This is a genomic window from Aggregatilinea sp. (assembly GCF_036822615.1).
Lineage (GTDB): Bacteria > Chloroflexota > Anaerolineae > Aggregatilineales > Aggregatilineaceae > Aggregatilinea.
The window spans coordinates 42,091-68,078 of record NZ_DAISHJ010000010.1 but is presented as its reverse complement, the minus strand read 5'-3'; the positions used below and the strand labels follow the sequence as shown (position 1 = coordinate 68,078).

Below are 25,988 nucleotides of genomic sequence, written 5' to 3'. Positions count from 1 at the left end.
AAGGACTAGAGACGATGCTTACGCCTGTCGAGATGATTCTGTTCCTCCTCGCCGTAGCTGCCTCGCTCTACCTCACCCAACGTACGTTTCGTCAAGCCGCCGCCGTTATCAATCGCGGCGAAGGCCAGCTCTACACCGACAACCTGCCGCGCCGCATGTGGCGCGCGGTCGAGGTTGCGGTGACGCAGCGCACCGTCCTGCGGTCGCGGACGGGCACCAGCATCATGCACGCGTTCATCGTGTGGGGCTTCCTGTTTTACTTCCTGGTGAACGTGGGCGACGTGTTGGAAGGCTACTTCGACATCCAGTTCCTGGGGGATGGCCTCGTAGGCGGACTGTACCGCTTCGTCGCGGACGTGCTGAGCGTGCTGGTGCTCGCGGGCATGATCTATTTCCTGGTGCGGCGGTTCTGGGTTAAATCGCCCGCGCTGACCTTCCACGACAACATCAAGCTGCTCGATCACGTCCAGCCGGGCATCCGCCGCGACTCGCTGATCGTCGGCGTATTCATCCTGGTGCACGTCGGCGCGCGCTTCCTGGGGCGTACGTTTTGGGTCGCGGATGAATGGGGCGATCCGTGGCAGCCGTTTGCCGGGCTGGTCGCGCGGCTGTGGGACGGGCTGGACACCGATACGCTGGTCACGATGGAACATCTGACATGGTGGCTGGCGCTCGGCGCGATCCTTGCCTTTATCCCTTACTTCCCCTACACCAAGCACATGCACCTGTTCATGGGGCCGCTGAACTACTTCACACGCCCGGAACGCACCTCGCTTGGGGAGCTGCCGCCGCTCGATTTCGAGGACGACGAGCGCGAGCAGTTCGGCGCGGCCAAATTGGAGCACCTGCACAAGACGCAGATCTTCGACGCCTTTGCGTGCATCATGTGCAACCGCTGCCAGGACGCCTGCCCGGCCTACGTGACGGGCAAAGAACTGTCGCCCTCCGCGCTGGAAGTCAACAAACGATACGAGATTAAGTCGAACATGGTCGCACTGGCGACAGGCGCGGAATCGCCCCGCTCCCTGCTCGATTTCGCCATCACGCCGTCGGCAGTCTGGGCGTGCACGGCTTGCGGCGCGTGCGTGGATATTTGCCCGGTCGGCAACGAGCCGATGTTCGACATCATGGATATCCGGCGCAATCAGGTGTTGGTCGATGGCGACTTCCCCGCCGAGCTGCAAGGCGCGTTCAAGGGCATGGAAAACAGCGGCAACCCGTGGCAGATGAGCCAGAGCCGTATGCAGTGGGCCGAAGGGCTGGACGTGCCGACCGTGGACGAGGTCGAGGACTACGAGATCCTCTACTGGGTCGGCTGCGCGGCCAGCCTGGAGCCGCGTGCCCAGCAAACAGCCCGCGCTCTGGTGAACGTGCTGCACAAAGCGGGCGTGAAGTTCGCCGTATTAGGAGAGCGCGAAAGCTGCACGGGTGACAGCGCCCGCCGCGCCGGAAACGAGTACCTGTTCTACGAAATGGCGATGGCGAACATCGAAACGCTGAACGAGGTCAACCCGCCGCGCATCCTCGTCACCTGCCCGCACTGCTTCCATACGCTGGGCAAGGAATACCAGCAGTTCGGCGGCAAATACGACGTCGTGCATCACACCGAGTACCTCGACGAGCTGATCCGCGATCACCGGCTGGCCCCGGGCAACACGCGCTCGCCCAACGTCACCTTCCACGATCCGTGCTACCTGGGCCGTCATAACGACGTGACCGACGCGCCGCGCCACGTGCTCGAACAGGTGACGGGCGGCCCGCTGCTTGAGATGGAGCGCAGCGGCAAAAAGTCCTTCTGCTGCGGCGCGGGCGGCGCGCAGTTCTGGAAAGAAGAAGAACCCGGCACGGCGCGCGTCAACCTGACGCGCTACGCGGAAGCCAAAGAGACGGGCGCGGCGACGCTGGCGGTCGGCTGTCCGTTCTGCATGCGGATGCTGACCGACGCCGGAAACGACGCCAGCGGCGCAGGCGGACCGGTCGTCAAAGACGTGGTCGAGATCCTCGCGGAGCAAATGGGCATAGACGCGTAACCGAAGCGCAGCGGCATTTACCGCGTTTTTCCCCTCGTAAACCACTCAGGGAGCAGCACAGATGCTGCTCCCTTTGTATTTTTATGATATTTTATATAAATATTCCGAGCTGTGAAAATGATCACGAGTGGAACCGTAGAGTTTGAGGAGCTTCGATGGACCTTGACCTGAGTCGTGCCAAGCTGGAAGCGAGATTCGACCACCTTGACCGCCGCATCACGTTCTGGATGGCGCGGCATGGCCTGCGCATCATGCGCCTGAGCCTGGGCGTCGTGTTCCTGTGGTTCGGCGCGCTGAAGCTGTTCCCCGATCTCAGCCCCGCCGAAGATCTCGTGCGCGAAACAACCTATTTCGTCGATCCCAACTGGTTCATCCCGGTTCTCGCGCTGTGGGAAATGGCGATCGGCCTGGGGCTGATCGCCGGCAAATTCATGCGGATCACGCTGCTGCTGTTGTTTCTGCAAATGCCCGGCACGGCGCTGCCCCTGGTCATCAAGCCGGACGCGGTCTGGACGCATTTTCCGTATGCCCTGACGCTTGAAGGACAGTACATCATCAAAAATCTGGTGCTCGTCGGCGCGGGAATCGTGCTCGGCGGCACGGCGCGCGGCGGTGGCCTGGACCCGGAGCCCGAACCGGACGACGAGATCGGCAGACCCTAAAGGCGTACGGCAAGCGCCGCATCAAAAGTCAGGGTTATAATGCACCTAACGCGTCCTTACCACTGACGAGAGGATGTTCTTATGACCGATTTGCTCTACCAGACCGACAGCTATCTCCAAACTTTTCAGGCTGTGGTGACTGCCATCGACGAGGCCAACCACGCTGTCATCCTCGACCGCACGGCGTTTTATCCTGGCGGCGGCGGCCAACCCTACGACTGCGGCACGCTGCGCGCCGGAGCCGCGACCTATCCCGTCAGCCGGGCCAAAAAGGCGGGCGCGGACGTGCTGCACATCATCGACGCGAACAGCTCGCTGCCCTTCCCTGGCGATCGGATCGAGGGCACGATCGATTGGGAGCGGCGCTACAAGCTGATGCGCACGCACACCGCCATGCACATCCTGTGCGGGACCGTGTTCCGCGATTACGGCGCGCTGGTGACGGGCGGCGACATGGACCCGCTGCAGGGGCGGATGGACTTCGAGTTCGAGACGATGCACCGCGAGCTGGTGGAAGCCATCGAAGCGGCGATCAATGCCGAAGTGCAAAACGCGCGCGACGTGCAGGTGAAGATTCTGCCGCGCGCCGAGGCGTTCGCCATTCCCGACCTGATCCGCACCAAGATCAACCTGCTGCCGGAAGGCATCGAGCAGGTGCGCGTGGTGGAAATCATGGGGCTGGACTTGCAAGCGGACGGCGGCACGCACGTGCGCAATACGTCTGAGGTAGGCCGGATTCATGTCACCGACTACAAGAGCAAGGGGAAGATCAACAAGCGTATTTACGTTCAGCTAGACGTGTAAGTCCCCGATCCCACAGGCCGGGCCACAATCAGCTGGCCCGGCACACTCCAAATTTATCGCTTTTATACAAACATTTTGACATCGGACTCTGAACCTGATTAATATACGATATATTATACTGTAGAGTAAGAACAATTATCACAAAAGTCGAGAGGAGGTTTGCACGCCCCGAATTTCGTGTACCTGTCGCACCGGCCATCGCAAGACGCACCTATGAGGAGACTCCCAAATATGAAACGCTTCTCCCGTGCAGTTTTACTCGCTGTCCTCACCTTTGCCCTCATTGCTGCCTTTAGTTTCCCTGCTGTCTCGTTCGCACAAGACGGCGCGAGCGGCAAGCTGCAAGAAGTTCTCGATCGGGGTGTTTTGAACTGCGGCGTGAACGGTCAGCTCCCCGGTTTTGCCGCGCTCAACCCCGACACAAATGTTATGGAAGGCTTTGACGCCGACTTCTGCCGCGCGGTGGCGGCTGCCATCTTCGGTGAAGTCACCGACCAGAATGTCAATTTTGTGCAGTTGACAGCGCAGGAACGCTTCACCGCCGTTCAGACCGGCCAGGTGGACGTGCTGTTCCGCAACACCACCGAGACCTTCTCGCGCGATACCGAGCTGGGCCTCGACTTCGGACCGACCACGTTCTACGACGGCCAGGGCCTCATGGTCCGCGCGGACGCGGGCGTGTCCTCGATCGATGACCTGAACGGCGCGTCCATCTGCACGTTGACGGGCACGACGACCGAACTGAACATCACCGAAGCAATGGAATCGCGCGGGCTGGAATACGAGCTGGTGCCCTTCGAGCAGTCGAGCGAAACCATCGCCGCCTTTGAAGAAGGCCGCTGCGACGTTCTGACCTCTGACCGCAGCCAGCTGGCGGGTCTGCGCTCCAACGCGAGCGATCCCGGCTCGATGATCCTCCTCGAAGACGTGATCTCCAAGGAACCGCTCGGCCCGGCTTACCTCGCCGGTGATTCGCAGTGGGGCGACGTCATCAACTGGACCGTCTACGCGACCATCCAGGCCGAAGAATTCGGCATCAGCTCGGAAAACGTGGGTGACTTCCTGTCCTCCGACAACGAAGGCATTCAGCGTTTCCTCGGTCAGGGCGACGCCGCGACCGGATCGCTGGTCGGCCTGGACAACGATTTCGTGGTAAACGTGATCACTGCCGTTGGTAACTACGGTGAAATCTTCGACCGCAATGTTGGTCCCGACAGCGACCTTGGCCTGTCGCGCGGGCAGAATGCCCTGTGGACCGACGGCGGCCTGATGTACTCGCCGCCCTGGCGCTAATCACCATCTCGACTGAAATGCCCCGACCGTCCGGGGTCTGCCGCAGGGGTGTGCACGCTGCACCCCTGCGGATCACCGGTTCAGTCCAATAATTTTTCTGGCTGTTTAGAAACTGGTCACACTTTGTTTTGCGCTGAGATTTTGGGTTGGGATAGACATGCCTGTGATCCTCGCCTGCGGCTTCTATTATTCCGTGGGGTAAGCCATGGCTGAACGAACTCCTTCACGGCTCACGCCGTCTGCCCACGCTCCGGTTCCCTTCTGGCGAGATATCCGGGTCATTCAAATTTTCCTGCAAATCGCCTTCGTCGTGCTGGTCGTCGTGTTCTTTTACGCGCTCCTCAACAACCTCGTCACCGGCCTTGAGCGCAGTAATCTGCCCATCGACTTCGGCATCCTCACCCGCCCTTTCGGCACGCAGATCTCCGAAGGCCAGATGGACTTCAACCCGGGCGAGTCGTCCAACTTGCAGGCGCTGTGGGCGGGCGTCAAAAACACGCTGCGGGTTATCAGCATCGGTCTGGTGGGCGCGACGATTCTGGGCATTCTGGTCGGCGTCGGGCGGCTGGCGACTAATGCCCTGATTCGCAGCGTGTCGAGCGTATATATCGAGATTTTCCGCAACACGCCTCTGCTGGTGCAGCTCTACTTCATTTATCGCGGCATGCGACTGGTGCTGCCTGAGACCCTGCGCGACTCGATCGAGCTGCCCGGCTCGATCTATCTCAACCGGCGCGCGGTGAACTTCCCGCTGATTCGCGGCACGGACTCGGTCACTATTTTATGGATCGGGCTGGCAGCGGGATTAGCGATCGGCATTGGCCTGTGGATCTGGCGGCTGCGCGTGCAGGAACGCACCGGCCATCCCGCCAACGTGCTGTACTGGTTCATTCCCAGCCTGCTGGTCGGTGGCGCGATCGGCTGGCTGCTGTCGGGCGGGCCGCTCTCGGTCCAGTCGCCGGAACTGAAGGGCTTCAACTTCTCCGGCGGCGATCGTCTCTCGGCGGAGTACCTCGCCCTGACGATTGGGCTGGTGTTGTACACCGCCGCGTTCATTGCAGACATCGTGCGCGCGGGCATCCAGGCCGTGCCTTACGGCCAAATCGAAGCAGCACGCGCTTCCGGTTTCACCCAGTCGCAAACGCTGCGGCTGATCGTGCTGCCCCAGGCGCTGCGCCTGATCATCCCGCCGCTGGGCAACCAGTACCTGAATCTGGCGAAGAACTCCAGCCTGGGTATCGCCATCGGCTTCTTCGACACCTACAACATCGCCAACGTCATCGCCAACCAGACCGGCCAGTCAGTTACGCTGTTCGCGGCGATGATGGCAATTTACCTGACGATCAGTCTCATCATTTCGCTGGTCATGAATTCGGTCAACTATTTCATGCGGCTCAGGGAGCGTTGACATGCGGGGATCCTATTCCGACTCCGACTTCTACGTGGCCCCGTCCACGCCGCCGCCGAGCCGCCGCCCGCCAATCACAACGGTTGGGCCGCTGGGATGGGCCAAACAGAATTTATTCAGCAGCGTGACCAACACGCTCGCCACACTCCTCACGGCGGTGGTCGTTGGGGCGCTGCTGTGGGCGTTCTTCTCGTGGGCGATTCGCAGCGCGCAGTGGAGCGTGGTGTTCAACAACCTGCGCGTGATCATGGCGGGGTTCTACAATCGGGACGAGATCTGGCGCATCCAGATCACGGCGGCGATTCTGCTTTTCCTGTCTGGCCTTTCGATCGGCATCTGGGGCGCGATCACGCGCGGCGCGTTCCTCGGCGTCGTCGTGACGGTTGCGGTGATCCTGCTGGTCCCGCTGATCGGCGCGACCATTCCCGAACCGTCCGCCTACGTACTGATCGAGCCGGAACGCACACCGTCAAACGTCACGTTTCTGGGCCAGGAAGGTGACGAGATCACCTTCGGCGTCGAGCCGCTGACCTCGCCAAGCGACGCCGGAATCCCGCTCGGTTTCATCGAACAGAAATCGCGCACGGAGTGGTCTACGCAGTCGCGCGCCATCACGAGCGGCGAGCTGGACCCGAGCAACTATAACCTCGTGCTGTCGGTGCGGCTGCTGGATGCCGCCGAAGCACCGGTCAGCGCCGATGGCGAGCCCGCGCAGGTCTCGTCTACTCCGGACAACCCGGGCGGATCGCAGACGGTGACGCTGGCGAAAACCGGCTGGTACGAGCTTGAGGTCACGCGCGACGACGAAGCAAACGATACGAACGCGGGCTATGCGTGGCTGCGCATTAAGGGCGTGGAGTTGTTCTCCAGCGCGCAGGACGACCAGACGGCGCGCATCGATGAATATGGACCGCCGCCGGGCGGGGATCGCGTGCTGTTCGCGGAAGAAGACGCATTCCGGTTCGAGGGCACGCGCACCTTCGCAGAGTTCATCAGCCTGCAGGTCGCGCCTTTCTTCAATAAGCTGGCGCTACCCGCGGTCATTGCCGCGCTGTTGTTCTTCAACGGCTGGACCATCGGCCACCTGGGAAAACGCGAGCAGCCCGTACGGCGGCTGGCCCTGATTGCGTGGGCGATCTCCCCGGTGGCGATTTATCTCGTCCTGGCTGGGATTCCCGGGTCGCACTTTCTGCCGTCCGTACCGCCCGCCAACTGGGGCGGTCTGCTGCTCACGCTGCTGCTGACCATCGTGGGCATCGTGGCGTCGTTCCCGCTGGGTGTGGCGCTCGCGCTTGGGCGGCGCAGCGATCTGCCCGCGATCAAGTGGACCTGCACGCTGTTCATCGAGATGGTGCGCGGCGTTCCGCTGATCACGATCCTGTTCATGGCCAAGCTGATCGTGCCGTTCTTCTGGTCCGGATTGGCAAACATCGACCTCACCGTGCGTATGATGATCGGTGTAACGTTGTTCTCGGCGGCCTACGTGGCGGAAAACGTGCGCGGCGGCTTACAGATCATCCCGAAGGGCCAGCTTGAGGCGGCGCGCGCGTTGGGCATGAACCCCATGCTGACCACGACTCTAATCGTGCTGCCGCAGGCGCTGCGCGCGGTGATCCCGGCGCTGGTCGGGCAGTTCATCAGCCTGTTTAAAGATACGTCGCTGGTCGCGGTTGTGGGCTTGTTTGAACTGGTCGGGATCGTGGATACTATAGTAAGCGGACAGCCGATCTACCGCCCCTATCAGCGTGAGGCGTATATCTTTATCGCCATTATCTACTTTGTCATCAGCTACGCGATGTCCGGCGTGAGCTACCGCCTGGAAGCCTCCGGCGCGGGCAGCGTACGTAAGATGCGCTAACCAGTTAAGGACCCATGAGCATGGCAGAAACCCCTTCAAGCGAGCCGATTATCGTCTGTCGCAGCGTCAACAAATGGTTCGGCAACTTCCACGTGCTGAAAGACGTGGAACTGACCGTCCAGCCGCAAGAAGTGGTCGTGATCATCGGGCCGTCGGGTTCGGGCAAATCGACCTTCATCCGCTGCATTAACCGTCTCGAAGAACACCAGGAAGGCACGATCATCGTGGACGGCATCGAGCTGAGCCACGACGTGCGCAACATCGCCGCCATCCGCAGCGAGATCGGCATGGTCTTCCAGCAGTTTAACCTGTTCCCGCACCTGACTGTGATGCAAAATGTGACGCTGGCCCCGCGTTATGTACGCCGCCAGCCGCGCCGCGTAACCGATCAGGTCGCACTGCAACTGCTCGACCGCGTGGGCATTCCCGAGCAGGCGCGCAAATATCCCGGCCAGTTGTCGGGCGGGCAGCAGCAGCGCGTCGCCATCGCGCGGGCGCTGGCAATGCAGCCCAAGATCATGCTGTTCGACGAGCCGACGTCTGCGCTGGACCCGGAAATGATCAAGGAAGTGCTGGACGTCATGAAAGAGCTGGCGCAGAGCGGCATGACGATGCTCGTCGTCACGCATGAAATGAGCTTCGCGCGCGAAGTTGCCGATCGCATCGTGTTCTTCGACGAGGGGCGCATCGTGGAAATCGGCACGCCGGAGCATTTCTTCACCAACCCGCAGCACGAACGCACCAAGTTATTCCTGTCGCAAATTCTATAGGAGCCAGGAGCGCGCAATGCCGGTTGCCTCGTTAGCGTACCAACGCATCCTCGTTCCGCTGGACGGGTCCGAGACGGCGGAATTTGCCGTGCCCTACGCGGTCGATCTTGCGCGCCGTCACGATGCCGAGCTGGTTTTGCTCTACCTGGAATTTTTGCCTGCGCTGGTCAGCGAATCGGACGACGCCGAGCAGATCGAGCAGGCCAAAGCCAGCGTGATCGACCTGCGCAACCAGCTTCGCGCCGACGGACTGCGCGTGCGCGACGTGATGCTCGAAAGCCGCAACCTGTCCGAAAGCCTGTTCCAGTTCGTCGAATCGGAACATATCAGCGTCGTGGTGATGTCAACCCAGGGTCACCAACCGATGATGCGCTGGCTGTTCGGCAGCCAGTTCGAAACCGCGCTGATGACGAGTCCCGTTCCGATCATGCTGGTGCAGCCTGTGTATCACAAGATCGTGGTGCCGCTCGACGGCTCGGGCTGGTCGGAGACCGCGATCGGTCCCGCTACGGAACTGGCCCGTGCGCACAACGCCGAGGTCGTCTTGCTGCACGTGTACCAATCCCCGGTGGGCGAATACGAAGGACAGATCTCACTCGCCGGGCAGCAGCAGATCGCGGATCAGACCTACGACCAGATGCACGATCAGCTCGTGGCGCTGCGCAACATGCTGCGCCATGAAGGGCTGCGCGCCGAAGAACGGATCATCCGCAGCAACAACCCGGCCCAGGCGATCAGCGACTTCGTGCGCAACGAAGAAGGCGTCACCATGATCGTCATGTCCACGCATGGCCGCACCGGGATCTCGCGCTGGCTGTTCGGCAGCGTCGCCCAAAAAGTGAGTAAGAACCTGCGCTGCCCCGTCACCCTCGTCCGCCCCGACTGACATCAAGGCCGGGTGGCGATCCAGCCGCCCGGCATGCGTTTTACAGCCCGGAATCCTGAAGCCATTTTGTAAGAAACTTATCCCATCAAATGCTTGCTATCCGCATTTTAGTAGTTTATAATCAAACTACTAGTTCGGAGGCAAACCACTAAGATGGCTGAACTGCATTTATTGGAAGACCTGGACGCAATTGGCTTCACCGAATATGAAGCCAAAGTGTTTCTCGCCCTGCTCAAAGATCACCCGGCAACCGGCTACCAGCTCAGTAAAGCGGCAGGCATCCCGCGATCGATGGTGTACGAGGCGCTGGGGCGTCTCGACGCGCGCGGCGTGGTGCTGAAGACCGAAGAAGCGAAAGCGACGCTCTATCGCCCGATGCCGCCGGGAATCATGCTCGACCGGCTGTCGATGGAGCACGAGCGGCGTATGCAGGCGCTGCGCACCGGGCTGGAGTCACTGTATATCCGGCGAGACGAAGGGTATCTATGGACGTTTTCCGGTGAGAGTCCGGTGCTGAGCTACGCGGCGAATATGCTGGACAACGCCGAACAAGAAGCCATGCTCGTGCTGGCGGACGCGCACCTGGATGCGCTGGGGGCTCACGTGATCGCGGCGCACCAACGCGGCGTGTCATTGGGTGTCCTGCTCACCGGGGAAGGCACGCTCGATGTCGGCCAGGTGGCCTACCATCCGCCCACCGAAAGCAAACTTCACAAGCTTGCGGACAGCCTGGTCGTGGTGGTGGACGAACAGGAAGTGCTGATTGCCAGCGCGCAGCCCGACTGCACCGCGACGGTAACGACCAACGACAACATGGTGCAGATTGGCCGCCAGTTCGTGTGGATGGAACTCTTCGCGCACCGCATCTTCAGCCAGATCGGGACCGATCTGCTCGACCGGCTCGATCCGGCAGACCGTGAAGTCTTCGAGGCCGTCGGCAGAGGCCGCTAGGCCGCCAGTGCCGTTTACCCGCTCCCGTTTGAGAGCGGCCCATCACATCCTGAGTGTCAAACATCGAGGTTAACATGGGCGATTCGGCCACACTTTCTCGCACGCAAAACGTGTCAACACCGCAGACCGGCACGCTGTCGCTCAGCCGGTGGCTTGAACGTAAAACGCTCGAACCCGCGTTGGTCGTCGTTACACTGGTCGCAATCCTGCTCAGCCTGATCGTCAAATGGGCTGGCCTGCCCCACTGGCCTAATGATGTCCTGGGTGCGATCGCCTATTTCGCGGGCGGCTTTTATGGCGTACAGACAAGCTGGGCGAGTCTGCGCCAGAAAATGCTGGATATCGACTTCCTAATGATCGTGGCGGCGGCGGGCGCGGCCCTCGTTGGCCAGTGGCGCGATGGCGCGATGCTGCTGTTCCTGTTCTCGCTGAGCAACGTGCTGCAAGATTACGCGATGGGCCGCAGCCGTCAGGCGATCCGCGCATTGTTCGAGCTGTACCCCGAGGATGCGAAAGTCCAGCGCAACGGCCAGACCGAGATCGTGCCGATCAGCGAGATCGCGCTGGGCGAAATCGTGCTGATCCAGCCCGGCGAACGCATCCCGGTGGACGGTACGATCACCAACGGCCAGTCGAGCATCGACCAATCGACCATTACCGGCGAGTCGATGCCGGTCGAAAAGCGCGTGGGCGATCCCGTGTTCGCGGGCACGCTCAACCAGCAGGGCGCGCTCGACGTGCGGGTGACGCAGCTTGCATCCCAATCGACCCTATCGCGCATCATCCAGATGGTCGAAGAAGCGCAGTCGCGCAAGGCGCCCACGCAGCGCTTCCTGGACGACTTCGAACAGTATTACGCGATGGCCGTCATCGCCGGATCGACGCTCGTGCTGCTGATCTGCTGGCTGCTGCTGGGCTGGACCTTCGACGACAGCTTCTACCGTGCGATGGTCGTGCTGGTCGTCGCGTCGCCGTGCGCGCTGGTCATTTCGGTCCCGGCGGCATTCCTCAGCGCGATCGCAGCGGGCGCGCGCCGGGGCGTCATCTTCAAGGGCGGCGCGCACCTGGAACAAATGGGCACGATTCAGGTGGTCGCATTCGACAAAACCGGCACGCTGACCGAAGGCCGTCCAGCGGTCACGGACGTGTTCGCCTTCAACGGTCACACGGAGGAAGAACTGCTCCACGCGGCGGGCGCAGTCGAAGCCCGGTCCGAGCACCCACTGTCGCGCGCCGTGCGCGAAGCCGCCGAAAAGCGCGGGCTGACGCTGGCCGAAGTCGAGGATTTCGAGGCCGTCACCGGGCAGGGCGTCAACGGCTTTCTGGGCGATACGCTGGTGCGGGTGGGCCGCTTGAAGTACATTGCCGAATGCGCCGGTGAGCCGCCCGCCGAACTGATGGCGGTGCACGACCGGCTGCATACCGAGGCCAAGACCGTGCTGTTCGTCTGCTACGGCGGCGAGTGGATGGGCCTGTTGGCCGTCGCAGACCAGATCCGCGCGCAGTCCGCGCGAATCGTGCAGGACTTGCATCGCGCTGGAGTGAAACGCGTCGTCATGCTGACCGGCGATAACGTCAGCGTCGGCCAGCGCATCGCCCAAATGGCGGGGGTGGATGAAGTCCGCGCGGAGCTGATGCCCGGCGATAAGGCCGCGATGATGACCACGCTGGAAAATGAGTTCGGCCCGGTAGCGATGGTGGGCGATGGCGTAAACGACGCGCCCGCACTGGCCGCTGCGACGGTCGGCATCGCTATGGGCGCGGCAGGAACCGACGTCGCGCTCGAAACGGCGGACGTGGTGCTGATGGGCGATCATCTTGAGGCGATCCCCTACGCCATCCGCCTGAGCCGCCGCGCGCGCCGGGTCGTCTGGGAAAACATCATTTTCGCGCTGTCGGTGATCGTCATCCTGTTGATCAGCGCGTTCGTCATAGAGCTGCCGCTGCCGTTGGGTGTTCTGGGGCACGAAGGCAGCACGGTGATCGTTGTGCTGAACGGTTTGCGCCTGCTGACCGGGCGCGCCGATTAGCGTTATCCCCCGCGCAACAGCGCATTTGAGCACCCTGCCCCCCTCTTACCGCAGGGTGCTCATCGTGTCTACTACCCGCGCGAGATTGTTTCTTTTATGCCCACTTTATACTAGAATAACGCCATCTACACTGGCAACTATGCGCGGCCTGTTTCCGTGACGCTGCGCCAAATCGCCCTTGGCTGTGAGAGAGGCTTATGGCATTACAAATCCTGCTGATCTGGGTCCTTACTGGGGCAGTCGGGGGTGCGCTCGTTACGTCCATCCTCTATGCCAAAAAGCAGCGTAACCCGCTGCCGGGCGTATTCGTCGGGGCGGTGGCCGGGGCGATTGGCAACCTGATTGTACTTGTGCCGCTGTGGCTGTCGATTGTGCGTTCCAACGAGGAGACGCGCAGCACACCAACCGATCCCGTCATGCAGGAAGCAGTGCTGGCCGCGGTCACACCGTCCTATCGCGCTGACTCGTCCCCCGAAACGGCCTCCGAGCCGCACTACGACCTCGCCGCTGATAGCGCGTGCATTATCGTCGAAGACGACCCCGATCTCTACGACACGTTGATGGTGCTGCTCGAAATCTGGAGTATCGATCCCATCGCATTCACCGACGGCACGGACGCTGTCAGGTGGATCGAAGACCTCGAAAACGACGTCAACGTGGCGAGCGTGCCGCCCGTCGCGCTGATTGATATCCGGCTGCCGGGCGTTTCCGGGCCGGAGGTCGCAGCCCGCATGCGCCGGAGCCCGCTCCTCAACAACTCAGCGATCGTGCTTATGACCGCATACTCCCTCTCGCCCCAGGAAGAACGGGACGTCCTGGCAACTTCTAAGGCCGACAAGCTGATCTACAAGCCGCTGCCCGAACCGGAAGAGCTGCGCCAGATCCTGCGTGACGTGATGATCAAGCGTCAGAAAGAAAGCGTGCTCTAGGGCATGGACGCCGCGCTCGGCCCTATTTTTGAACGGTTCATCGTGTCCGCCAAGTGCGCCACGTATGCGGGCGGCGGGGCGAAGCTGCTGCCCTACCGCCTCGGCTCGCACGATCTACAGTTCCGCGAGGGTGACTGGGCCTATCACGACAGCTACTTCGGCGGCAGCAACTTCAGCGGGCAGGAAGTCGTGTATTACCGCGACGAGCCTGTGTGGAGCATGAATTACTTCGGCTACCTGCTGCGCCCGGATCTGCTGTCATCAGCGGGTGCGGGCCAGATGATCATGGCGAGCCTGACCGCGCTCTACGACGAGAACCGCTTCCTGGGCGGCTTCGAGCACGTCCGGGGCGATCTGCGCTACCTGGACGAAAACGAGGGCGATTTCCGCGCCTTCCAGGGCAAGGAGACGATCACCCAGGGCGACACGCTCGTCTACTATCTGCTGTACCACGGCGGGGAAATCATCCCCTAGCCGGTGCAGGGTTTTACCAGGACGCTCACGCGGGGTGGGCGTAAAACAGCGGGCGACTCGTCTGAGCCGCCCGCTGTCGCGTTCAGCCGAATTCGATGCGCCGCTAGTCGTCCGCCCTGCCCACCTGCACGCCTGCCAGCGCTTCGAGCACGGTGATCACAGCGCTGTTGTCCAGTTCACCATTGCCCATCGCCACCATCGCCTCGTAGAGCTGGTGGCTGATGCCGGTCAGCGGCAGCGGCACGCCATACGTGCGCCCCGTATCGACCACGATCTTCAGGTCCTTGGCCTGCATGTACGCCTTGAAGCCCGGCCCCAGGTCGCGCTTGAAGATCTTGGGCGGCTTCTTGTCCAGCGCCCAGCATTGCGCCGCCCCGCCGCTGATGGCCTGCACGACGCGTTCCGGGTCCACGCCGGACTTCTGCGCCATGACCAGCGCCTCGCACATGGCGACCATCGTCCCGGCGACGACGATCTGGTTGGCGACTTTGGCGATCTGTCCCGCACCGCTGTTACCGACGCGAGTGATGGTCTTGCCCATCGCCTCGAACAGCGGCAGCGCCCGGTCGAAGGCGTCCTGCGGCCCGCCGACCATGACGCTCAGCGTGCCGTTGCGCGCGCCGATGTCGCCGCCGCTGACCGGCGCGTCCAGCGCCTGCACGCCCTTTTCGGCCAGCGTCTCCGCGATGCGCCGCGCCGTCTCCGGCTTGATCGTGCTGTTGTCGATGAAGATCAGGCCCGCGTGCGCGCCCTCGACGATGCCATCCGGCCCCATCGCGACCAGTTCCACGTCGGGCGAGTCGGGCAGATTGGTGAACACGAATTCCACCTGTTCCGCCACCTCGCGCGGGGACGTCGCCGGAATCGCGCCTTCCGCCGCGAACTCGTCCACGATGGCGCGGCTGCGGTTGTGCACCACCAGCGTATGCCCGGCTTTCATCAGGTTGCGCGCGATGCCGGACCCCATCAGGCCCAGGCCGATATAGCCTACTTTTGCCATGAAATGCCCCCTAACCTGCCGCGCCGCGCTTCCACGGCGGCGTGTCAGGCAGATACGTCTCGAACTCACGGATCAACGCCGCTTCGTACTCGCCCGCGTAGGCGCAGTCAAAGAAGCGGCCCATTGCCTCATTATAGAAACGTTCCCACGAGCGTTCCTCGTCCCCCGGATTGACCGGGTAGAACAGCGCGCCGTTGGCTTTGGCGGCTTTCATGTCGCCCGGCGCGTCCCCGATCATCAGGATCTTGTCGGGATCGTAGCGTCCTGCCGCCGCCGCGCCAAGGCACACCGTCTTGCTGCCGTATTCCTGCCCGGCGATCATGCGCATGTACTGCGCGATGCCGTGCTCGTTCCATTCCTGCTCCAGCGCCCGGTTAGGCGTCGCGGAGACGACGATCATATCGGCTTTGTTCTGCATGTCGATCAGGCTTTCGCGCACGAACGGAAACGGCGACACGCCGACGACCATGTCCGCCACGGCGTCGTTGATGGCCGTCGTCCAGGCCAGCCCGCGCTCCAGGTCCGGGTCGCCGGGATGCTCCGCCATGTAGGCGCGCAGGCCGCTGTCGCTGTGCGGGTATTTCTCCTGAGCGATGAAAGCGCGCAGGCTGTCCGCCTGGGGAATCGTCACACCGCGCCGGATCACCTCGTCGCGCTCGCGCAGCAGGTCGAGCACCATCACCAGCGCGGGCCAACGATTGATGCCGCGCCACTTGGAATACAGGTTCACAAACAGGGCTGCATCGCGCGCATACTTCGAGACGGGCTGCAAACCCCAGTGCTTGATCGTGTTGGGTGCGAAGCACTCCTTGTGCTTCAGTTCCATCGTGTCGAACGCGCAGCCGTCCGAATCGATGCCGATGAAAAACGCGTGCTGCGGGGCGAGGTCGCGCAGGGGCTGGGCTGAATCGCTCATTTCACCGTCTCCTTGCGATAGGTCTGCGGCACGTAGGCGGGCAACGTTTGCGGCGCGAAGATTCGCTCGAAGCGCGCGAAGCGCTGGCGGCCATCCACCACCGGAATCGCGGGCCAGTCGTCGCCAATCAGCGGGCGGGCGTAGGCCACGAAGTCGTCGGTCACGTCCAGGCGATCCGACGCGATCCAGTTCGCCGGGAAGCTGCGCTCGGAATTGGCGACCTGCTCCAGCGGCACCTTGTCGAACGTCACGGTGTAGATCGATCCCGGCGCGCGCAGAATGGTCGCCATGAAGCCGTTCGCGCCGCTGGCCGCGATCTCGACCGCCTTGCAGCCCACGTGATACGCTTCGTCCAGATCCACCGTCGAGGCGTAGATCATGGCGTGGCGCTGATCCGTGCCGGGGATGTTGGCCCGCGCCCCGCCGGGCACAGGCAGTCCTACCCCATTCAGGTAGTTGATCACGGCCTGCGCGGCCTGCACTTCGCTCGCGCCAAACTCGGTGTGCCCAAAGCTGTCCTTGCGCGCGCCGATATCGCCCACGTCGAAGCCCTCGCTCACCACGACCAGCGCGCGGCCTTCGCGGCGCAGCAAGTCGTTGACGCGATCGGCCAGCTCCGCCAGCGACACGCCGGATTCGGTCAGCGCGATTAGCATCGGCCACTCGCGCCCCGGATCGGCCAGACGCGCGGCAGCGGGGATGAAGCCGATCTTGCGACCCATCGCCTGCGCGACCATCACCGGGTCCGCCGGGCTGGACCCCGCGTTTTCTTCGTTGAGGTTTTGCAGCGCCAGAGCCCAGTAACGCGCCACACTACCGTAGCCGGGCGTATGGTCGATCAGCTTGAAGGCGCTGTCGCCCACGTCGTTGTCGATGGTCTTGGGCACGCCAACCGCGATCAGGTCCAGACCGCGCCGCGCGGCCAACTGCGCGACCTTGTTGGCCGTGTCCATCGAGTCGTTGCCGCCGATGTAGAAGAAGTAGCCGACGTCGTGTGCCTTCATCACGTCGATGACGCGCTCGAAGTCCTCTTCCTGGCCCGCTTTGAGCTTATAGCGGCACGTGCCGATCGATCCGGCGGCAGGCGTCGTGCGCAGCAGCGCGACTTCCTGCGGATCCTGCGCGGACAGATCGAGCAATTCCTCTTTCAGTACGCCCTCGATGCCGTGCCAGCCGCCGTAAACCGTGCCGAACACGTCCGGCTGCGCGCGGCACGCTTCGATCACGCCGCGCAGCGAGCTGTTGATCACGGGCGACGGCCCGCCCGATTGGGCGACGATGACATTCTTCGGTCCAGACATGCGCGTTCTTCCTTTATGCTCCCCTCAAAGCGAATATTCTCTTGGTTCCTGTCGGACGGATCATTGCCGCCCTCAAATGTTGAGTTGCGTAGGGGCGGGGCTTGCTCCGCCCGTTTTTCGCCCCTTTACCATGATGTTCTGTGTAGGGGCAATTCATGAATTGCCCCTGCGAGAATCGTTAAATTTGCCGTCCGCCCTTACGCTTCCCACTCCGTGTGGAACACGCCGTCGCGGTCCAGGCGGCGATAGGTGTGCGAACCGAAGAAGTCGCGCTGCGCCTGGGTCAGATTGGCGGGAAGGCGCGCGCTGCGGTACGCGTCGAAGTACGCCAGCGACGCGGCCATGCCGGGTACGGGCACGCCCATGCCAACCGCCGCCTGGATCACGGCGCGCCAATCGGCCTGCCGCGCTTCGACCGCTTCTTTGAACGGCGACGCCAACAGCAGATTCGGCAGATCGGGCTGCGCGGTGTACACCTTACGGACGTCTTCCAGCAGTCCGGCGCGGATGATGCAGCCGCCGCGCCAGATGCGCGCGATGTCCGCGATGTCCAGGTCGTAGTCGTAATCCTTGCTGGCCGCCTGCATCAGCGCAATGCCCTGCGCGTAGGAGATCAGCATCGAGACGTACAGCGCGTCCCGCACCTGCTCGAAAAACTCGCCCCGGTCGCCGGAGTAGCCGCCCTTTGGCCCGCCGAACACCTTCGCCGCCTCGATGCGCTCCGCCTTCAGGCCGGAGATGATGCGCCCCTCGACCGCCGCGTTGATTGTGTGCGTCGGCACACCCAGGTCCAGCGCGTTCTGGCTGGTCCACTTGCCGGTGCCCTTCTGCTGGGCCTCGTCGAGGATGATATCCACCAGCGGCGTGCCCGTGTCGGGATCGCGCCGCGCGAAGATTTCGCCCGTGATCTGCACGAGGTACGAGTTCAGCTCGGCATGGTTCCAGGCGCGGAAAGCCGCCGCCAGTTCGTCAGCGCTGGCGTCCACGCCGCGCTTGAGCAGGTCGTACGCCTCCGCAATGAGCTGCATGATGCCGTACTCGATGCCGTTGTGGACCATCTTCACGTAGTGCCCCGCGCCGCGCGGCCCGATGTACGTCACGCACGGATCACCGTCCACCTTGGCGGCAATGGCCTCGAAGGCCGGGGCGATCAGCGCATACGCCTCGCGGTGGCCACCGGGCATGATCGATGGCCCGCGCAGCGCGCCTTTCTCCCCGCCGGACACACCGCTGCCGATGAAGTAGTAGCCCGCATCCTCCAGCGCCACCGCGCGCCGTTCTGTGTCGCCGAAGAAGCTATTGCCCAGATCGATCAGCAGGTCGCCCTCGTTCAGCATCGGCTTGAGCGAGCCGATCGCCTCATCCACCACCGACGACGGCACGAGCAGGATGATCCGGCGCGGCTGTTCGAGCGCGCCGAGGAAGTCCTGCACGTCCGCGAAACTCTTCAGATCACCTTCGCTCGCGTACCGGTCGAACGCCTCGCGCTTCTCCGCCGCGAGATCGTATCCGGCCACGCTGAAGCCCTTGCTCACAAAATTACGGGCCAGATTCGCGCCCATGACGCCCAGCCCGACCATGCCAATGGCATACTCGCCCATTTCCGCTATCCTTCCTTGAGCCGGTACAGGAACTCGCCCGCTTTGGGCACGTATAGAATGCCTTCATCTTCACGATTTTGCCACGCCGCCACGTCGAACTCCGCCGGATCGGCGTAACCGAGATTCAACGTCGCGCAGTCCTCCGGCGAGATGCGTGACGCCAGCGTCACCTGAATGCGCGGACGCTCGACGCCGTTCTCGAACGTGCCCGCGCCCTTCAGATGCGTGCTGTGTGCCAGCACGCCCAGCGGCACGTCACCGAAGCGATCCCACTGCTTGAGGAAATAGTCGCGCACGTGGTAGCCCACCTGATACAGATACTTGCCGTGCACCAGACTGACCGTATCCAGGTGCGGCGCATGCACGATCACCTCGCCGCCATCCGCGATAGCCGGTTCGAGCTTGTACATCGCCTTTGCCCCGGTCCACAGCTCGTCGTACATGGCAGGCGCATGCGACAGCACGCGCTTGAAGGGCTTGTCCACCCAGATGATGTGCCGCTGCGACGACAGCCGCGCGGCGGCGGCGTACGCCTCGTACATTGGCCCGATAAACATCCCGGCCAGCCCGCCGCCTTCCACCACCAGCGCGCACAGCGTCACGGGCGTGGTCAGGCAGTCCGCCGCCGCATGGATCATGGCGCGCACCGGCGTCTGCTCCATGCCGATCATCTCCATGATCGTGATCAGCGCGCCCAGCCAGTGCGTGACGTTGATCATCTCCGGGCCGGAAATGCCGGGGAACAGGTACTTCGCCCCGCCGGAAAAACCGACCACCTCGTGCGGGAAGGTCGGCCCGACGATCAGCACGCGGTCGGCTTCCAGCGCGGCGCGGTTGAGGCGCACCGGTACGTCGCCGCCCAGCGACGGGTGCCACACGTCCCCGGCGATGTCCTGCACCTGATCGCGTGTAATCGTGCCGATCTGCACCAGCGCGCCGGGATCGCTCCAGGCGTGGTTAAATAGGCCCATGTTACGGTAGGTCGTGGCGCGCTGCTCCGGCGTGATGCCGACCAGCCTGCACAGCGACGCGTCGTCGAGCGGCAGGTGCGTGCCGAGCGCCACCATAAAATCGACGTGCTTTGCGTCGTGCAGCGCCTCGACCAGCAGCGGGAACAACTGCGGCAGCGGGATCGTGCGGGTGTGGTCGGGGACCAACACCAGCACGCGCTGCCCGGTGAAGTGCCCCGCGAGGCCCTGCGCGATCGTCTGGCGGATCGTTTCGTCGTCGAGCGTGCCCTGCGGCACGGATGCCTGGCTATCGAGCATGTTACACCCCCGAAAAGGCGCTAAAGCCGCCGTCGATGGGAACCACCACGCCGGTTACGAATGCGGACGCGGGCGAGACGAGCCACAGTACCGCGCCGAGCAGATCCTCCGGCGCGCCGAAGCGCCCCGCAGGCGTGTGGTCGAGAATCTGGCGACCCCGCTCGGTGAGCGCGCCGGTCGCCTCGTCAGTCAGCAGAAACTTGTTTTGTTGGGTCATGAAAAAGCCGGGCGCGATGGCGTTGACGCGCAGCCCCGCGCCGTATTCCTGCGCGAGATGCACCGCCAGCCACTGCGTGAAGTTGCTGACCGCCGCCTTCGCCGCGCTGTACCCGGCGATGCGCGTCAGCGGACGGAAAGCGTTCATTGACGAGACGTTGAGGATCACGCCCTCGCCGCGCTCGGCCATGTGCCGCCCAAACACCTGCGACGGGATGAGCGTGCCCATCAGGTTCAGGTCGATCACGGCGCGCAGCGCGTCCGGCGGCAGGTCGAAGAAGGTGCGGCCTTCGCCGGTCGTCGCGGCGGCGCGGTTGCCGCCCGCGCAGTTGACCAGGATGTCAATCGTCCCGGCGCGTTCCTCGATCTCGTCCGCCACGCCTTCCAGCATCCCGGCGTCGAGCACGTCCGCGTACAGGCCGAGCGTTTCGCCGGGAATCATACCCGCGCAGTTCGGCAGGCGCTCCGTGTCGCGGTCCAGCAGCACGACGCGCGCCCCGGCGCTCGCCAGCCCTTGCGCGATGGCCGAGCACAGCACGCCGCAGCCGCCGGTCACGACGGCGGTCTTGCCGGTCAGGTCGAACAGGTCGAGGATGGAAGCCATGTCGTCAACTCTTTTCCTGTGTGCGTCAAACCAGATTATCGTGTAGCGCGGCGCAGGAGCCACGCGTCACCAGCGCCACGTCCAGCAGCGTCGTGCGCGGCAGACGGGCGCGCGGCTGTTCGATGCGCCGCAGCAGCTGCCGGACCGCCACCTGCCCCAATTCGTAGGCGGGCACGCGCACCGTGGTCAGCGGCGGGTCCACGTAACGGCCCGACACGCTGTCGTCGCAGCCCGTCACCGACAGATCGTGCGGGATGCGAATACCCCGCTCTCGGCACACGGCGTACACCTGTAAAGCAACCTCGTCATTGAACGCCACGACTGCCGTGGGCGGATTGGCACGGTCGAGCAGGTCGCGGATCGTTGCCTGCCACTCGTCATTGGCGTAGGTCGGCTGGTGGATCTCCGCGATCAGCGCCGGATCGGGCGCAGCGTCCACTTCCGCGAACGCCCGCTCGAAGCCCTCGCGCCGCATCCGCGCCGGGGTGTAGTACGGCGCGTCGAGGCTCAGCAGCGCGATGCGCCGGTGTCCCAGCGCCAGCAGATGACGCGTCGCCTGATAGATCGAACTGACGTGATCGACCAGCACGCTCGGCGTGCGCGCGTCGTCCATGACGTAGTTGCACAGCACCAGAGGCGCGTCGCCGTGCGCCAGCCGCAGCACATCCTCCGGCGCGGCGCGCGGCGAAATGTACAGCACACCGTCCACCACGGTCTGCTGCGTCAGCAGCCGGATGTACGCCTGCTCCCGCGCCGCCTCGCCGCGCGTACTGCACATCAGCAGCGTCATGCCGTGCTCGATGGCCGCGTCTTCGACGGCTTCCACGGCGCGGTTGATGACCGGATCGGCGATGGTGGGGATCACGATCGCGAGGGTGCCGGTGCGGTTGGTGCGCAGGTTGCGGGCCGCCAGATTGATCTTGTAGTCCAGCTCGTGGATGGCCGCCATCACGCGTTGGTGCGTCTCTGTGCTGACCAGCTCCGGCGTGTTGAGTGCGCGGGAAACGGTGGCCGTGGAGACCCCGGCCAACCGGGCGACGTCTTGCATTTTGGCGGGCATTTGGCTCTCTAATCGCTCTAACCGTAACATTTTATGGTATAGTGTAATCGATTACAGTAAACACCAACCCCAGGGGGTTTGTCAAGATAATTCAGGTTAAGGAGCACACGATGACCGCAGCTTCTCAAGACTATTTGCCTGACGACCGCTACTTCGGCCCCGACGCGCGCCAGAAGGACATCGCGCTGGGCCTGTACGCGCAGGTGCGCGACCTGCCGCTGATCTGCCCGCACGGGCACGTCGAGCCGCGCCTGTTTTCCGACCCCGACGCGAGCTTCGGATCGCCGTCGGAGTTCTTCATCATCCCCGACCACTACGTGTTCCGCATGTTGTACTCGCGCGGCGTCTCGCTGGAAGCGCTCGGCGTGCCGCGTATCGACGGCGGCCCCACCGAGCAGGATCACCGCAAAATCTGGCAGATCTTCGCCGAACACTTTTACCTGTTCCGGGCTACACCGACCAGCCAGTGGCTCAAGCAGGAATTTCACGATCTGTTCGGCATCGACGAGCCGCTGACCGGCGACAACGCGCAGGCGATCTATGACCAGATCGACGCGCGGCTGAAGTCGCCGGAGTTCAGCCCACGCCCGCTGTTCGAGCAGTTCAACATCGAGGTGTTGTGCACCACCGACGCTGCGACCGATACGCTGGAGCACCACCGCGCGATCCGTGACTCCGGCTGGCGCGGCGACATCCGGCCCACCTTCCGCCCCGACGCCGTGGTGAACCTGGGCAGCCCCGGCTGGCGCGACCAGATCGATCTGCTGAGCAACGTCAGCGGCATCGCCGTCACAGATTACGCGCACTTCATCCAGGCGTTGGAACAGCGTCGCGCTTTCTTCAAGGACATGGGCGCGCAGGCGACGGATCACGCGGCGCAAACGGCGCACACAGCACGCCTCTCCGAGCGCGAAGCCGACGCGATCTTCCAGCGCGCATTGCGCGGCGAGGAGGATACGGACAACGACGCGGCGCGCTTCACGGCGCACATGCTGATGGAGATGGCGCGCATGAGCGCCGAGGACGGATTGGTGATGCAGATGCACATCGGCTCGCTGCGCGACCACAACCGCGACGTGGCGGCACGATTTGGGCGCGACAAGGGCGCGGACATCCCGCTGCACACCACTTTCACTCGCGAACTGCAGCCGCTGCTGAATACCTACGGCACCGATCCGCGCTTCCGGCTGGTGATCTTCACCCTGGACGAATCGACGTATTCGCGCGAGCTGGCTCCGCTGGCCGGGCACTACCCCGTGCTGCGCATCGGGCCGCCGTGGTGGTTCTTCGACAGCCTGAATGGCATGGAGTACTACTTCGAGCGCATCGTAGAGACAGCGGGGCTGTACAACACGGCGGGCTTCAACGACGACACGCGCGCCTTCCCGTCGATCCCGGCGCGGCACGATTTGTGGCGGCGGGCCAGCGTCAACTGGATCGCGGGTTTGGTCGCGCGCGGCATCGTCACCCGCGCAGACGCCGACGCAATGGCCCACGCCACGGCCTATGGGCTGGCGAAAGAGACGTATCGGTTCGCAAGCAGCAAATAGCGGTTAGCCGTCAGCAATTAGCCCAAAACAACAACGCGCCCCGATCCCATCTTTTTCCTGGGATCGGGGCGTGTCGTATGGTCTTGTAGGGACGTATAGCTATACGTCCCTACAAGCGGGCCAATTTAGATGTATCGCGGACCGGGATCGCCCGCCGCCTGCACGTGCGCTTCCGGTTGAGCGCGGCGGCGCTCGTCGTCGAGCGCGTCCTTCAGAAAGCGCGCCGCGACGTGCACCGGGATCGCCACGCCCGCGTCGGGGCCGTTCATCAACGTATTGATTCCGACTAACTTTCCCTGCGCGTCCACCAGGGGACCGCCGGAGTGGCCGGGGCGCAAGTGCAGGCTCGCCACCAGCCAGTCATTGCGACCGGGCAGTATCTCCGGCCAGTCCGCGCCCATGCCGACCACGATACCCGCCGTCACCGCACCGAGTGCGCCCCAGGGATGGCCGAGCGCCATCACCCAGTCGCCAGGACACAGCGTGCGCGAGTCGCCCAGCGGGATCGCGGGCAGGTCGTGCGCCTCCACGGACAGCGCCGCAAGGTCGCAGTCGGGATCGCGCGCCAGCAGCCGCGCCGGAAGGGTCTGCCCGTCCGGCAGCGTAACGGTCAGGCCGCCGCGCTGCGCGACGTGCGCGTTGGTGACGATCAGCCCGTCCGCGTGCCAGATCGTGCCCGCACCCAGGCTGCGGTCGCGGTAGCGCACCTGCACCAGACAAAGCCGCACCGCTGCAACGATCCCGGCCAGCTCGTCGTCGAGCTGCCGCACGATGTCACTCATAGTCGCCCCCTCAGGCGTGCTCACCAACCGTCACAGCCATATCTTGAAGCTGCCCGCCGCGCGCGATCTTCACCGGCACGCTGACACCGATGCGCTCGCCCGTCAGCAGGTTCAGCAGATCGTCCATGTGACGCACCGGCTGGCCGTCGAGCGCGACGATGGTGTCGCCCAGCGCCAGCCCGGCCTGATCCGCCGCACCGCCCGCCTCGACCGAGACCAGCAGCACGCCCGTCTCCTGCCCCAACTGCTCTTGCAGCGCTTCCGGCAGGCGGACCGGCTGCGCTGCGACGCCCAGGTAGCCGCGCCGCACGTGTCCGTGCTGCAGCAGCGACTCTACCACGCGTCGGATGGTCGGCACCGGGAGCGCTACGCTGACGCCGCGCAGCAGCGCCGAACTGTTGAGGCCGATCACCTCACCGCCCGCGCTGACCAGCGGCCCACCGGAAAAACCGGGATACATCAGCACGTCGGTTTGCAAGTAGCGGTCGATCTGGCCGCCGGGCGGGGTGCGCCAACCCTGGCCGAGCGCGCTCACCACGCCGAGTGTGGCCTGCACGAACTTGCCGGGGCGGCCCAACGCCAGCACCAACTGGCCGACCTTCACGCTGTCGATCTCGCCCCACGCTGGTGCGGTAAGGCTGTTCGTCTCCGCGCGCAGCACGGCCAGATCCGTGGACGGATCGCGCCCCACCAGCGACGCGGACGCGATCGAGCCATCGGGCAGGCCGATCTCGATGCCGCTTTCTTTGTGCACCACGTGGTGCGCCGTGACGATCACGCCGTCCGCCGACCACACGACGCCGGTCCCCGCCAACCGCTTGCGTCCCTCGACGCGCACGATGCTCTGGCCGACGGTCTCGGCGGCGTTCGCCATCGCATCCGATAGGTCTTGCAATACACCGGGCATTGTCCACTCCTCACGCTACATCCTGTCCATGATTCCAGCATACGCCCGCCGCGCCCGGACGTCTTCCCCCGTCCGGGCAGGGTGATCCTATCCTTTTGGCTAGGATGAGAAAGCGTGAGTGGAGTTACAGCAAAATCAGTCCGCGCCGAGTAGCTTCGATCACGGCCTCGGTACGGCTCTGCGCGTCGAGCTTGCGCAGCAGCGCGTTGACGTGGAACTTAACCGTGTGCTCGCTGATGTCCAGCCGCTGTGCGATGGCCTTGTTCGCCAGCCCTTCGGCCAGTAGGCGCAGCACGTCCGTCTCGCGCGGGGTGAGCAGCGCGCCGGGATCGGCGGGCGAATCGCCGGGCATGACCAGCGCGGCCTCCGCCAGCGCCGGATCGAGCACGACCAATCCCAACGCCGCCGCCCGCAGCGCCGCGACGAGCGGATCCGGCTCCGTCTGGCGCAGGATCAGCCCACGCGCGCCTGCGTTCCAGGCCGAGGCCGCCGCATCCTCACTCAACAGCAATCCGATCACCGGCACGCCTGCATCGTCCAGGCCGCCCATGCGCGCCAGCGACGCTTCCGCGTCCCAGCCGAGATCCCACACGATCACGTCCGGCGCAAACGGCGCAGCCAGATCGCTCAGGTCGTCGCCTGCCGCGCTCTGCCCCGCCACGGTGACGCCCGGCGCGTCACCGAGCAG

Annotated in this window: 23 protein-coding genes; 13 read left to right on the top strand and 10 right to left on the bottom strand. The window is 63.9% G+C overall.

The genetic code is table 11. The features are described from left to right. Positions 1–14: 14 nt before the first annotated feature. From V7116_RS05560 to V7116_RS05505, 12 genes are all read left to right on the top strand, one after another. Positions 15–2,030, top strand: a complete 2,016-nt coding sequence (locus V7116_RS05560; protein WP_324390901.1) for a (Fe-S)-binding protein — start codon at positions 15–17, stop codon at positions 2,028–2,030. Positions 2,031–2,185: 155 nt separating this feature from the next. Next, entirely contained in the window at positions 2,186–2,692 is a 507-nt protein-coding gene (locus V7116_RS05555; RefSeq protein WP_324390900.1) for a DoxX family membrane protein, read from the top strand. A gap of 81 nt (positions 2,693–2,773) precedes the next feature. Next, a complete protein-coding gene (locus V7116_RS05550) occupies positions 2,774–3,496 on the top strand; it encodes an alanyl-tRNA editing protein (RefSeq protein ID WP_324390899.1) in 723 nt (240 codons plus the stop codon). A gap of 231 nt (positions 3,497–3,727) precedes the next feature. Beyond that, entirely contained in the window at positions 3,728–4,789 is a 1,062-nt protein-coding gene (locus V7116_RS05545) for an amino acid ABC transporter substrate-binding protein (RefSeq protein WP_324390898.1), read from the top strand. A 205-nt stretch (positions 4,790–4,994) separates the two neighbouring features. Continuing rightward, entirely contained in the window at positions 4,995–6,197 is a 1,203-nt protein-coding gene (locus V7116_RS05540; RefSeq protein ID WP_324390897.1) for an amino acid ABC transporter permease, read from the top strand. Between the two features lies 1 nt (position 6,198). Further along, complete coding sequence (locus tag V7116_RS05535; protein WP_324390896.1) at positions 6,199–8,055, top strand: amino acid ABC transporter permease; 1,857 nt, start codon at positions 6,199–6,201, stop codon at positions 8,053–8,055. Positions 8,056–8,075: 20 nt separating this feature from the next. Next, positions 8,076–8,825, top strand: coding sequence for an amino acid ABC transporter ATP-binding protein (locus V7116_RS05530; RefSeq protein ID WP_324390895.1), 750 nt, complete (start codon positions 8,076–8,078; stop codon positions 8,823–8,825). 16 nt (positions 8,826–8,841) lie between these two features. Further along, on the top strand, positions 8,842–9,711 hold the full coding sequence (locus V7116_RS05525) for a universal stress protein (RefSeq protein ID WP_324390894.1): 870 nt from the start codon (positions 8,842–8,844) through the stop codon (positions 9,709–9,711). A gap of 153 nt (positions 9,712–9,864) precedes the next feature. Further along, positions 9,865–10,662 carry a TrmB family transcriptional regulator gene (locus V7116_RS05520; protein ID WP_324390893.1) on the top strand — a complete coding sequence of 266 codons (798 nt, stop codon included), beginning with the start codon at positions 9,865–9,867 and terminating at the stop codon, positions 10,660–10,662. 74 nt (positions 10,663–10,736) lie between these two features. Further along, positions 10,737–12,692, top strand: a complete 1,956-nt coding sequence (locus V7116_RS05515) for a heavy metal translocating P-type ATPase (protein WP_324390892.1) — start codon at positions 10,737–10,739, stop codon at positions 12,690–12,692. A 197-nt stretch (positions 12,693–12,889) separates the two neighbouring features. Beyond that, entirely contained in the window at positions 12,890–13,621 is a 732-nt protein-coding gene (locus V7116_RS05510; RefSeq protein WP_324390891.1) for a response regulator, read from the top strand. A 3-nt stretch (positions 13,622–13,624) separates the two neighbouring features. Then, positions 13,625–14,095 (top strand): DUF5680 domain-containing protein, encoded by a 471-nt coding sequence (locus V7116_RS05505; protein WP_324390890.1) that lies wholly within the window; start codon positions 13,625–13,627, stop codon positions 14,093–14,095. Positions 14,096–14,198: 103 nt separating this feature from the next. Here the strand turns inward: V7116_RS05505 and V7116_RS05500 are convergent, their stop codons facing one another. The 7 genes from V7116_RS05500 to V7116_RS05470 all read right to left on the bottom strand — a co-directional run bounded on the left by V7116_RS05500 (position 14,199) and on the right by V7116_RS05470 (position 22,061). Continuing rightward, positions 14,199–15,095 (bottom strand): NAD(P)-dependent oxidoreductase, encoded by an 897-nt coding sequence (locus tag V7116_RS05500; RefSeq protein WP_324390889.1) that lies wholly within the window; start codon positions 15,093–15,095, stop codon positions 14,199–14,201. Positions 15,096–15,105: 10 nt separating this feature from the next. Beyond that, entirely contained in the window at positions 15,106–16,011 is a 906-nt protein-coding gene (locus V7116_RS05495; RefSeq protein ID WP_324390888.1) for an HAD family hydrolase, read from the bottom strand. Then, a complete protein-coding gene (locus V7116_RS05490) occupies positions 16,008–17,312 on the bottom strand; it encodes a diphosphate--fructose-6-phosphate 1-phosphotransferase (RefSeq protein ID WP_324390887.1) in 1,305 nt (434 codons plus the stop codon). The genes V7116_RS05495 and V7116_RS05490 overlap by 4 nt, the downstream gene beginning before the upstream one ends. Before the next feature lie 197 nt (positions 17,313–17,509). Then, complete coding sequence (gndA, locus tag V7116_RS05485) at positions 17,510–18,913, bottom strand: NADP-dependent phosphogluconate dehydrogenase (protein ID WP_324390886.1); 1,404 nt, start codon at positions 18,911–18,913, stop codon at positions 17,510–17,512. Positions 18,914–18,918: 5 nt separating this feature from the next. Then, positions 18,919–20,181, bottom strand: a complete 1,263-nt coding sequence (locus tag V7116_RS05480) for a lactate racemase domain-containing protein (RefSeq protein ID WP_324390885.1) — start codon at positions 20,179–20,181, stop codon at positions 18,919–18,921. A 1-nt stretch (position 20,182) separates the two neighbouring features. Then, positions 20,183–21,001: an SDR family oxidoreductase gene (locus tag V7116_RS05475; protein ID WP_324390884.1), complete on the bottom strand. Its 819-nt coding sequence runs from the start codon at positions 20,999–21,001 to the stop codon at positions 20,183–20,185. A gap of 25 nt (positions 21,002–21,026) precedes the next feature. After that, complete coding sequence (locus V7116_RS05470; RefSeq protein WP_324390883.1) at positions 21,027–22,061, bottom strand: LacI family DNA-binding transcriptional regulator; 1,035 nt, start codon at positions 22,059–22,061, stop codon at positions 21,027–21,029. A gap of 110 nt (positions 22,062–22,171) precedes the next feature. Between V7116_RS05470 and uxaC the strand changes: the two genes are divergently transcribed. Beyond that, the gene (gene uxaC, locus V7116_RS05465; RefSeq protein ID WP_324390882.1) at positions 22,172–23,611 is read left to right on the top strand and encodes a glucuronate isomerase; all 1,440 of its coding nucleotides are present in this window, start codon (positions 22,172–22,174) and stop codon (positions 23,609–23,611) included. Positions 23,612–23,736: 125 nt separating this feature from the next. Here the strand turns inward: uxaC and V7116_RS05460 are convergent, their stop codons facing one another. From V7116_RS05460 to V7116_RS05450, 3 genes are all read right to left on the bottom strand, one after another. Beyond that, positions 23,737–24,393 (bottom strand): S1C family serine protease, encoded by a 657-nt coding sequence (locus V7116_RS05460; RefSeq protein ID WP_324390881.1) that lies wholly within the window; start codon positions 24,391–24,393, stop codon positions 23,737–23,739. A gap of 10 nt (positions 24,394–24,403) precedes the next feature. After that, complete coding sequence (locus V7116_RS05455) at positions 24,404–25,300, bottom strand: S1C family serine protease (protein ID WP_324390880.1); 897 nt, start codon at positions 25,298–25,300, stop codon at positions 24,404–24,406. A 124-nt stretch (positions 25,301–25,424) separates the two neighbouring features. Beyond that, positions 25,425–25,988 (bottom strand): response regulator transcription factor (locus V7116_RS05450; RefSeq protein WP_324390879.1); only part of this gene is annotated, 564 nt, incomplete at its 5' end.